This window comes from Actinospica durhamensis, assembly GCF_018139695.1.
Classification (GTDB): domain Bacteria; phylum Actinomycetota; class Actinomycetes; order Streptomycetales; family Catenulisporaceae; genus Actinospica; species Actinospica durhamensis.
Genome location: NZ_JAGSOG010000286.1, coordinates 1 through 10,520 on the forward strand (window position 1 = coordinate 1; position 10,520 = coordinate 10,520).

Consider the following 10,520-nt stretch of genomic DNA (forward strand, 5'->3'; position numbering starts at 1 on the left):
CCTCGCGCCACGGATCCGCGGCCGCGCGCCCGCCGCCGTCCGGGCCACTGGAGTCACCGGAGTCACCGGACGTCGATCCGGCGGGGGTGAGGTACTGCTCTGATGACGAGACCCAGTCCGACATGATCGAACCCTAGCGCGGCAGAGCCGCCGTGGCGGCGTAGGCCAGCACCCCGGCCAGGGGCGCGGGCACCTGCGCCCACGGCACCGCCTCGGCCATCGCCGCCGCGTAGCGCTCCTTGCCGCCCGAGCGCCCGCTCATCAGCCGGCGCAGCTGGTCGTGCAGGCTCTGGTCGCGCAACGCGGGCTGCCGGCGCAGGGTGCGGAACGAGCGCGCCTGCCCCTGCGCCTCCACCAGCAGCACCACCTCGGCCGGCCCGAGCGCCCGGATCAGCTCGTCCTCCAAGTCCGCCGAGCAGCAGAAGAAGCCGCGCTCCGCCAGCGCGGCCCGGCCGGGCTCCGGGCCCACCTCGACGCCGAGCCGCTCGAGGCCGCGCCGCACGAAGCGTTCCTCGGCGTCGTCGTAGAGCCCGCAGACCCGCACGTCGGGCGCGTCGGCGTGATGGCGCGTGAGGAAGTGGCCGATGTTCGTGATGCCGTCCATGGAGACGATGCGCACGCCCCGCGCGGCCAGATCCATCCCCCCGCGTCGCGCCAGCACCTCGAGTGCGACCCGGTCGCTGGGACCTTCGACCAGCACCACCGCCCGCACCCGCGCATCCGTTCCTTCAGGCGCCCCGTGCACGGTGCCATTATGCCCGGCCACCGGCCGCCGGGGGCGGCGAAAAGCGAGATCCCGCCCGGCCGACGCGGTGCCAGGGCTCTTCGACTTCCCCTGGCCCAGCCCCGAGCTCGCCGGCACCCGTCCGGCACGGCTCGAGGTCGCCGCGCCCGACGCGCGCCACAATGGAGCGCGTGACGGAGCTTGCGTTGACGGCGGAGCGCCGCGAACAGCTGATCGCGCTGCTCGGCGATGAGCGGCGGTTGCGGGCCGAATTCCCCAAGGTGGCCGAGTACTTCGACGTCGCGGCCGGACTGCCGCAGCCCGGCGAGGCGCAGGCGGCCGCGGCCTTCGACTTCGACCTGCGCTTCCTACACTTCATGACCGGCGGGGCGGCGGTGAGTGCGAACCCGTACTGGGACCTGGTCGCGCCCTCGGTCTCCGGGCAGGGCGGGCGGAGGGTGGTGGACGGCGGCGCGGCCGGGGCCAGCGCGCAGCTCGCCTACGCCCAGATGATCCTGCAGGCCACCTACGCCTACGCGATCCCCTCGCCGGAGACCCTGGACTGGGTATCCGGGTTCTGCGACGGACGGGCGGTGGTGGAGGTGGGTGCCGGGCGCGGCTACTGGGCCGCGCAGCTGCACCGGGCCGGACTGGCCGTGGAGGCCTTCGAACTCGAGCCGCCGGACCGCACCGACAACGTCTCGTTCCCGCGCGCCTTCGGCCAGGCCGACGTCTGGTACCTCGTCGACACGCTCGAGGGCCTGCGCATCGTCGGCCGCGCGGCCTGTGTGCTGTTCCTGTGCTGGCCGCCCGGCTGGGGCAACACCATGGCCTCCGCGTCACTCGAGGCCTTCGAACGCGCCGGGGGCGAACGCCTGGTCTACATCGGCGAGCCCCGCGGCGGGCGCACCGCCGACGACGCGTTCTTCGACGCCCTGGCCTCGCGCTGGGAGCAGACCTCGGCCGACCCGCGCTTCGTCTCCTGGTGGAACCTGGCCGACCGGGCACAGGGCTGGGTCAGGGTACGCACATGATCGCGAAGTCCGCGCGCCCCGTCCGCGCGCCCCTTCGCGCGCCGCGACGCCGACGTGCTTCCGTGCGCCCGCGCTACTCCTCGTCCGCCGCGGCCGCGGGCCGCAGCGTCATCCGGAAGGTGAAGGCGTCGTACCGGTCGCGCGGATAGGACACGTCCGAGAGCATCACCAGCCGCCCGTCGGCCGCGAAGAAGCGCTGGTGGACCGTCTTGACCAGCTCTCCGGGCCGGGTGCGCAGCCACTGCGCGTGCACCGGCGCCGGCAGCCGGTCCGCGATCGTCTCCTCCAGCGCGGTGGCGCCGGACGCGTCGGCCACGTCCACCGGATGGTAGGTGTCTGATATGGATATCGGCCGCGCGTCCTCGGTGGCCCTGGTCACCACGTGGGTCAGCCGATCCCCGCCGGCCAGGTCGAACAGCTCCGCCAGCGCCTCGTCCGCCGCGACCTGCTCGATCTCGCGGGTGACCGCGACCTCCCGGTCCGACTCGTTGCGGAACGAGGTCTCCGCGGACTCCCGCTGCCGCTCCGGCGAGACCCGCACCAGGTCGAGCCGGTCGGCCACGTACACGCCCTGGCGCCGCACGCAGCGCACCAGGCCCTGGCTCTGCAGCAGCGCCACGGCCTTGCGGGCCACGATCTCGGACACGCCGTGCCGCTCGACGAGTTCGGCGTAGCTTGGCAGCCTGCTCCCGGGGGCGAGCTCCGCGCGGCGGATCCGGCGCGCATAGGCTCCGGCCAGGGCGACGTAAGCCGGTTCGGGCATCTGCGTTCCCTTCGGTGCCCCCGCGGATGGCCGGGCTTTTCATCGTATACGAAGGGTTGTGCGTATACGAAGTCGCGTATACGGTGGGCCTGGCAGACGTCCCTCGCTGATCAGGGAGCTCAAGCGGCCGTGTCCGACTTCCTCTTCCCCGACCGCTTCGCCGATCGCCTCGACGCGAAGGCGCAAGCCCACCCACCCTGGACCATCCGCTGCACCTGGCGGGTGACCGACTCACGCGACGAGCCCTTCCGTACCTATCACGGTGCTGACAGTGAGATCAGTGCCCTGGATCGCGCGGTGTTCGTGCTCGACCACTACCGGCACGAGGCCGCGGACGAACTGGTCTGCGTGGACGTGCTCCACCCCGGAGGCTGGTGGGCGAACGTGCCGAGCTCCTCGACCCACCTCTCCCCGCCGCCGGCCGTGCTCGGACTCGACCGGGTGGGCCCGACCGGGTGAACACCGCGCCCGCGCGCGGTGCGCCCCGTACCGCCCCCGCGTGCCCGTCCGCAGGATGAGGGTGGGCACGTCACGGCGACGGGAGCGAGGGATCACATGGGCGACGCGCGGGCGGCCTCGACCCTGATCGAGCACGTCCGGGTGTTCGACGGCGTCGCTGACGTGCTCTCCGACCCGCGCCACGTCCTGGTCCGGGACGGGCTGATCGCCTCGATCACCGCGGAACCGCCCGAGCCCGCCGCATTCGGCGGCGACTGCGTCCGGATCGAGGCCGCCGGCCACACCCTGATGCCCGGCCTGATCGACGCGCACTGGCACGCCGCCTTCGCCAGCCTCAGCTTCAGCGCCCTGCAGTTCGCCGACGCCGGATTCATCGCCATCGCCGCCGCGCACGCGGCCCGCGAGACGCTGCTGCGCGGATTCACCACCGTGCGCGACGCGGGCGGACCCACCTTCGGCCTGAAACTCGCCATCGACAGGGGCCTGACCGCCGGACCGCGCATCTACCCGTCCGGCGCGTTCATCTCGCAGACCGCCGGACACGGCGACTTCCGCACCCCCAACGAGGTGCCGCGCGGGCTGTGCGGGCACCTGTCGCACGCCGAGATCGTCGGGGCCAGCGCCATCGCCGACGGTGTCGAGGAGGTGTTGCGCGCCGCCCGGGAACAGCTGATGCGCGGCGCGAGCCAGCTCAAGATGATGGCCGGGGGCGGCGCCGCGTCCACCCACGACCCCATCGACGTCACCCAGTACACCGAGGCCGAGCTGCGCGCCGGAGTCGAGGCGGCGGAGAACTGGGGCACCTACGTCATGGTGCACGCGTACACCTCCCGGGCCGTGCAGCAGGCCCTGCGCGCCGGAGTGCGCTGCATCGACCACGGCCACCTCGGACGAGGAGACCGTCGCCATGATCGCGGAGAAGAACGCGTGGTGGTCGCTGCAACCCTTCCTCGACGACGAGGACGCCATCCCGCTGGAGTCGGAGGCGAGCCGGGCCAAGCAGATGCGCGTGATCGCCGGCACCGACACCGCCTACACACTCGCGCGCAAACACGGCGTGAACCTCGCCTGGGGCACCGACACCCTCTTCGACGCCAAGCTGGCCACCCGCCAGGGCGCCCGCTGGTCAAGATGCGCCGCTGGTTCTCGCCCGCCGAGGTGCTGCGGATGGCCACCTCGACCAACGCGCGGCTGCTCACCCTCAGCGGCGAGCGCAACCCGTACCCGGGCGTCCTCGGCCAGGTCAAGGAGGGCGCCATCGCCGACCTGCTGCTCGTGGCCGGCGACCCGCTGACCGACCTCGACCTGCTCGCCCGCCCGGACGCCAGCCTGGCGCTGATCATGAAGGACGGCGTGGTGTATAAGAACACGCTCACCGCCGCGGCGCCGTCGGCGGTATCCGGCTGACTGCGGACCGGCGCCCACCGCGGCTTAACCGCCAGGTGGCGTATCTCCGCGATCGGGCTCGTACTATGATCGCCCGCCATGGGGAAGACCACCACCGAGCTCGTCGAAAGCGCGCTGCGGCGCATCACCGCCGAGTACATCGCCGAAGACAAAGCCACTGAGATCGTGACGCACGTGCGCGGGCAGCTGGCCGCGGGGGCCTACGAGCAGCTGCGGGGCCAGGCCCTGTGCGACGCCGTGACCGCCGACTTCCAGCACGTCGCCGCGGACAAGCACCTGCGGCTGCTGTGGAGCGAGCAACCGCAGGAGTTCGAGGACGACGAGGCCGCCGAGGCCGAGGAGGACGAGGACTTCTTCGCCGTGCTCGCCCACGCCGAGAACCAGGGCATCCGCCGGGTCGAGCGCCTCGAGGGCAACATCGGCTACATCGAGACCACCCTGGTCGCCGAGCCCGGCGACGCGGCGCCCTTCATCGACGCGGCGATGACCCTGCTCGCCCACACCGACGCGCTCATCCTCGACCTGCGGGCCAACCGCGGCGGCTCCACCTACGGCATGGCCTACTGGTGCAGCTACCTGTTCCCCGGCGGCGAATCCGTGCACCTGACCGACGTCTACCGGCGCACCACCGGCCAGACCCAGCAGTTCTGGACCGTGCCCTACCTGCCCGCCGCCCGCTACCTCGACCGTCCGGTCTACGTGCTGACCGGCCCGGTCACCTTCTCCGGCGCGGAGGACCTCGCCTACAACCTCAAGGTGCGCGGCCGCGCCGTGCTCGTCGGCGAGACCACCCGCGGCGGTGCCCACCCCACCGGCTACTACCCGCTGTCCGAGCACGTCAGCGTCACGGTGCCGTATGCCCGTTCGGTCAACCCGGTCACCGGCGGCGACTGGGAGGGCACGGGCATCACTCCGGACATCGCCGTGCCGGCCGAGGACGCGCTCGACGTCGCGTATCAGCACGCGCTGACGAAGCTGCCGCCCCGGCCGGCGCCGGCCGGGAAGTGACCGGCGGCGCCCGCTCGGGCTGTGGTCGGTGCCCGGACGGTCAACCGCTGACCGGCCGGGCACCGCGGCTCACACCGTCGGCGCCAGCCGGTCGGCGATCAGCCTGCTGAAACGCGCCGGGTCCTCCAGCTCGCCGCCCTCCGCCAACAGCGCGAGGCCGTAGAGCAGCTCGGCGCTCTGCTCCAGCTGCCCGTCCGCGCGGGCCGCCGCGTCCCCGGCCTGCGCCGCCCGCAGCCCGGTGATCAGCGGGTGCGCCGCGTTGACCTCCAGGATCCGCTTGGTGTGCGGCACCGGCTGGCCCATCGCCCGGTAGAGCTTCTCCAGCGCCGGCGTCAGATCGTTGGTGTCGCCGACCAGGCACGCGGGGGAGTCGGTCAGCCGGGTGGAGAGCCTGGCCGACTTGACCTTGTCGGCCAGCGCCTCGGCCAGGAACTCGAGCAGCGGCGCGAACTCCTCCCGCGCCTGCTGCTTGTCCCCGCCCTCGTCCGACTCGGCCGCATCCAGGTCGACCTGGCCCTTGGCGACCGATCGCAGCGTCTTGCCGTCGTACGCCGGCGCCTGGTCCACCCAGACCTCGTCGATCGGGTCGGTAAGGATCAGCACCTCGTAGCCCTTGGCCTTGAACGCCTCCATGTGCGGGGAGTTCTCCACGGCCGCGCGGTTCGCCCCGGTCAGGTAGTAGATCTCGGTCTGCTCCGGCTTCATCCGCTCGGCGTAGGCACGCAGCGTGGTCGGCTCGGCCGCGTCGTGGGTGGTCTCGAGCAGCAGCAGGTCCAGCAGCGCCGCCTGGTTGTCGGCGTCCTCGAGCAGGCCCTCCTTCAGCGCCCGGCCGAACGCGTCCCACAGGCCGCGGTACTTCTCCGGCTCCTTCTCCAGCAGCCCCTTCGCGGTCGAGAGCACCCGGCTGACCAGGCGTCGGCGCACCCCGCGGATCTGCCGGTCGTGCTGGAGCAGTTCGCGCGAGACGTTCAGCGACAGGTCGTGCGCGTCCACGACACCCTTGACGAAGCGCAGGTACTGCGGCATCAGCGCGTCGCACTCGTCCATGATGAACACGCGGTTCACGTACAGCTGCACTCCGCGCTTGGCCTCGCGGGTGTAGAGGTCGAACGGCGCCTGCGCGGGCAGGAACAGCAGCGCGTCGTACTCGAAGGTGCCCTCCGCCCTGAAGTGGATGGTCTCGAGCGGATCGGCCCAGTCGTGCGCGAGCTGCTTGTAGAACTCGTGGTACTCGGTCTGCGCGATCTCGTTGCGCGGCCGGGCCCACAGCGCCTTCATCGAGTTGACCGGATCGGCCTGCCCGGCCAGCCGGATCGGCCAGCGGATGAAGTCCGAGTACCGCTTGACGATCTCCTTGATCTTGAACTCGGCCGCGTAGTCGTACAGGTGGTCCTCGGTGTCCACCGGCTTGAGCGCCAGCGTGACCGAGGTGCCCTGCGGCGCGTCCTCGAGCCGCTCGATCTCGTACGTGCTCTCCCCGGTCGACTCCCAGCGGGTGCCGTGCTCCTCGCCGGCCCGCCGGGTCACCAGGGTGACCTTGTCCGCGACCATGAACGCCGAGTAGAACCCGACGCCGAACTGCCCGATCAGCGTGTTGGAGGCGGCCGAGTCCTTGGCCTGCTTCAACTTCTCCAGCAGGCTCGCCGTGCCCGACTTCGCGATCGTCCCGATCAGGTCGACCACCTCGTCCCGGGTCATGCCGATCCCGTTGTCGCGCACCGTGAGCGTGCGCGCCGCCACGTCCGCCTCGATCTCGATGTGCAGATCGCCCGTGTCCGCCGCCAGATCCGGGTCCTTGAGCGACTCGAGCCGCAGTTTGTCCAGTGCGTCGGAGGCGTTCGAGACCAGCTCCCGCAGGAAGATGTCCTTATTCGAATACAGCGAATGCACCACCAGGTGCAGCAGCTGACGGGTCTCCGCCTGGAACTCCAAAGTCTCGCTTCCGCCGGACACGCGGACTCTCCTTCACTCACGAATGCACTCACGAAACGACATGCTTACGTCACGGTTCTAGCAGACTACGGCGAGCCACTGCGCACGTGCCCGGCGCGGACGGTCGGGTCAGGCACCGGCGCCGACGTACCGCGCCAGATGCTCCCCGGTGAGGGTCGAGGCGTCGGCGACGAGGTCGGCGGGCGTGCCCTCGAACACCACAAGGCCGCCGTCGTGCCCGGCGCCCGGACCGAGATCGATGATCCAGTCGGCGTGCGCCATCACCGCCTGGTGGTGCTCGATCGCGATCACCGACTTCCCGCCGTCCACCAGCCGGTCCAGCAGCGCGAGCAGCTGCTCCACGTCGGCCAGGTGCAGGCCCGTGGTCGGCTCGTCGAGCACGTACACGCCGCCCTTCTCGCCGAGGTGGGTGGCCAGCTTCAGCCGCTGCCGCTCGCCGCCGGAGAGTGTGGTCAGCGGCTGGCCCAGGCTCAGGTAGCCGAGCCCGACGTCCACCAGCCGCTCCAGGATCGCGTGCGCGGCCGGGGTGCGCGCCTCGCCCGCGCCGAAGAACTCCGCCGCCTCGGACACCGGCAGCGCCAGCACCTCGCTGATGTCGCGCCCGCCGAGCTTGTACTCCAGCACCGACGCGTCGAACCGCTTGCCCTCGCACTCCTCGCAGGGGTTGGCGACGCCCGCCATCATCGCCAGGTCGGTGTAGACGACCCCGGCGCCGTTGCAGGCCGGGCAGGCGCCCTCCGAGTTGGCGCTGAACAGGGCCGGCTTGACGTCGTTGGCCTTCGCGAACGCCTTCCGGATCGGCTCGAGCGCGCCGGAGTAGGTCGCCGGATTGCTCCGCCGCGACCCGCGGATCGGGGCCTGATCCACCACCACGATCCCGTCCCGGCCCGCCACCGAACCCTGGATCAGCGAACTCTTGCCCGACCCGGCCACCCCGGTCAGCACCGTCAGCACGCCCAGCGGGATGTCCACGTCCACCTCGCGCAGGTTGTGCGTGTCCGCCCCGCGCACCTCGAGCACGCCGGAGGCCTCGCGCACCGCGGGCTTGAGCGAAGCCCGGTCGTCGAGGTGCCGCCCGGTGACCGTGCCGCTGGCCCGCAGCCCCGCGACATCGCCCTCGAACATCACCTCGCCGCCCGCCGTCCCGGCGCCCGGCCCGAGGTCCACCACGTGGTCCGCGATCGCGATCGTCTCCGGCTTGTGCTCCACCACCAGCACCGTGTTGCCCTTGTCGCGCAGCCGCAGCAGCAGCTCGTTCATCCGCTGGATGTCGTGCGGGTGCAGTCCGATCGTGGGTTCGTCGAAGACGTAGGTCACGTCGGTGAGGGAGGAGCCGAGCTGCCGGATCATCTTCACCCGCTGCGCCTCCCCGCCCGAGAGCGTCCCGGCCGGCCGGTCCAGCGAGAGGTAGCCGAGCCCGATCTCGGCGAAGGACTCGAGCGTCGCCCCGAGCGCCGTCAGCAGCGGCGCGGCCGAGGGCTCGTCCAGCTCGGCGACCCAGGAGGCGAGGTCGCTCACCTGCATCGCGCACGCGTCGGCGATGGAGATCCCCTTGATCTTCGACCCGCGCGCCGCCGCGCTCAGCCGCGTCCCCTCGCAGTCCGGGCAGATCGTGAAGGTGACGGCGCGGTCCACGAACGCGCGGATGTGCGGCTGCATGCCCTCCTTGTCCTTGGACAGCATCGACTTCTGGATGCGCGGGACCAGCCCCTCGTAGGTCATGTTGATCCCGGCGATCTTCATCCGGGTGGGCTCGCGGTACAGGAAGTCCTGCAGCTCCTTCTTGGTGAACTTCCGGATCGGCTTGTCCGGATCGTAGAACCCGGACTCGACGTAGAGCCGCGAGTTCCACCCGCCCCCGGTGTACCCCGGCACCGTGATCGCGCCCTCGTTGAGCGACTTGTCGGAGTCGAAGAGCTGGTTGAGGTCGAGATCGGACACCGTCCCGCGTCCCTCGCACCGCGGACACATCCCGCCGGTGCGGGAGAAGCTGACCCGCGAAGCCTTCTGCTGCCCCTTCTCCACCGTGATCGCCCCGCTCGCCCGCACCGAAGGCACGTTGAACGAGTAGGCCTGCGGAGACCCGACGTGCGGCTTGCCCAGCCGCGAGAACAGGATCCGCAGCATCGCGTTCGCGTCGGTCGCCGTCCCCACCGTCGAGCGCGGATCCGCCCCCATCCGCTGCTGATCCACGATGATCGCCGTGGTGAGCCCTTCCAACACGTCCACCTCGGGCCGCGCCAGCGTCGGCATGAACCCCTGCACGAACGCGCTGTAGGTTTCGTTGATCAGCCGCTGCGACTCCGCCGCGATCGTCCCGAACACCAGCGAGCTCTTCCCCGACCCGGAGACCCCGGTGAACACCGTCAGCCGCCGCTTCGGCAGCACCACGCTCAGGTCCTTGAGATTGTTCTCGCGCGCCCCGACCACCCGGATCTCGTCGTGCAGATCCGCCGACGACGCCCCGGCCGCAGCCCCCGCGGCCCGCTGCTGCGGCTTCGGCTTGGACTGCGTCTCGGGCTTGGGCTTCGTGGCTTTCACCTGCGTGGCCTTCGTCATCGCGTCTCCTCGGCTCTCGGCTCGCCCGGCGGCGTCCGACCAGCTTAGGCGGTGGCCGACGCCCGCCGGCCCGCGACGCTCAGAGCCACCGGTAGTGAGACGCCACCCCGGGCTGCCCGGTGTAGGAGGGCCCCGCGGCGTCGTCGGCGCCGAGGTAGTCGGCGGCGAAAGACAGGTCGAGCGGTCCGCGGCAGGTGAGGCGGTGAGTACGCGGGTCGTAGCCGGCGCCGGCTTGGCGCAGGGCACGTATGACGCGGCGGGTCGCGGGGGAGCCGTCGGGGTGGCGGACGGCGGAGGGGTCGAAGTCCGCGATGAGGACTCCGTCCGGCGGCGACAGCCATCGCGCCGCGCGCGTGAGCAGGCCGAGCTTGTCCCCGATGTAGTGCAGCCCGTGCACGCACGTCACCAGGTCGAATCGCTGCTCGGCCGCCGGATTCCAGGTCGCGAGCGACGCCGTGACGAGACTCAGCCCGGGCCAGTTCGGGCCGGGCCTGAGGCGCCCGACGAGATCGACGCCGACGATGCTCACGGCACCGCCGCCCACGGCGTCCTCGCCCACCCCGAGCCGCCCGGCCGCCTCGATCAGCGCGTTGCCCTCGCCGCAGCACAGGTC

The 10,520-nt window shown here is 71.7% G+C and carries 9 protein-coding genes; 4 read left to right on the forward strand and 5 right to left on the reverse strand.

Features of this window, described 5'->3' with window-relative positions; all coding sequences use genetic code 11:
• Positions 1-133: 133 nt before the first annotated feature.
• Positions 134-745, reverse strand: coding sequence for a TOPRIM nucleotidyl transferase/hydrolase domain-containing protein (locus KDL01_RS34320; protein ID WP_307846742.1), 612 nt, complete (start codon positions 743-745; stop codon positions 134-136).
• A 170-nt stretch (positions 746-915) separates the two neighbouring features.
• Between KDL01_RS34320 and KDL01_RS34325 the strand changes: the two genes are divergently transcribed.
• Positions 916-1,758, forward strand: a complete 843-nt coding sequence (locus KDL01_RS34325) for a hypothetical protein (protein WP_212532856.1) — start codon at positions 916-918, stop codon at positions 1,756-1,758.
• A gap of 73 nt (positions 1,759-1,831) precedes the next feature.
• Here KDL01_RS34325 and KDL01_RS34330 read toward each other — a convergent pair whose 3' ends face one another.
• Positions 1,832-2,521 (reverse strand): GntR family transcriptional regulator, encoded by a 690-nt coding sequence (locus tag KDL01_RS34330; RefSeq protein WP_212532857.1) that lies wholly within the window; start codon positions 2,519-2,521, stop codon positions 1,832-1,834.
• 129 nt (positions 2,522-2,650) lie between these two features.
• On the opposite strand from KDL01_RS34330, the gene KDL01_RS34335 reads away from it, so the two are divergent.
• From KDL01_RS34335 to KDL01_RS34345, 3 genes are all read left to right on the forward strand, one after another.
• A complete protein-coding gene (locus tag KDL01_RS34335) occupies positions 2,651-2,980 on the forward strand; it encodes a hypothetical protein (RefSeq protein ID WP_212532858.1) in 330 nt (109 codons plus the stop codon).
• Positions 2,981-3,076: 96 nt separating this feature from the next.
• Positions 3,077-4,387: a metal-dependent hydrolase family protein gene (locus tag KDL01_RS34340; protein ID WP_212532859.1), complete on the forward strand. Its 1,311-nt coding sequence runs from the start codon at positions 3,077-3,079 to the stop codon at positions 4,385-4,387.
• Between the two features lie 78 nt (positions 4,388-4,465).
• Positions 4,466-5,395 (forward strand): S41 family peptidase, encoded by a 930-nt coding sequence (locus tag KDL01_RS34345; protein ID WP_212532860.1) that lies wholly within the window; start codon positions 4,466-4,468, stop codon positions 5,393-5,395.
• A gap of 69 nt (positions 5,396-5,464) precedes the next feature.
• Here KDL01_RS34345 and htpG read toward each other — a convergent pair whose 3' ends face one another.
• The 3 genes from htpG to KDL01_RS34360 all read right to left on the reverse strand — a co-directional run.
• Entirely contained in the window at positions 5,465-7,348 is a 1,884-nt protein-coding gene (htpG, locus tag KDL01_RS34350; protein WP_212532861.1) for a molecular chaperone HtpG, read from the reverse strand.
• 108 nt (positions 7,349-7,456) lie between these two features.
• Positions 7,457-9,907: an ATP-binding cassette domain-containing protein gene (locus tag KDL01_RS34355; protein ID WP_212532862.1), complete on the reverse strand. Its 2,451-nt coding sequence runs from the start codon at positions 9,905-9,907 to the stop codon at positions 7,457-7,459.
• A 79-nt stretch (positions 9,908-9,986) separates the two neighbouring features.
• Positions 9,987-10,520: class I SAM-dependent methyltransferase (locus tag KDL01_RS34360; protein ID WP_212532863.1), on the reverse strand; the 534-nt coding region annotated here is incomplete at its 5' end.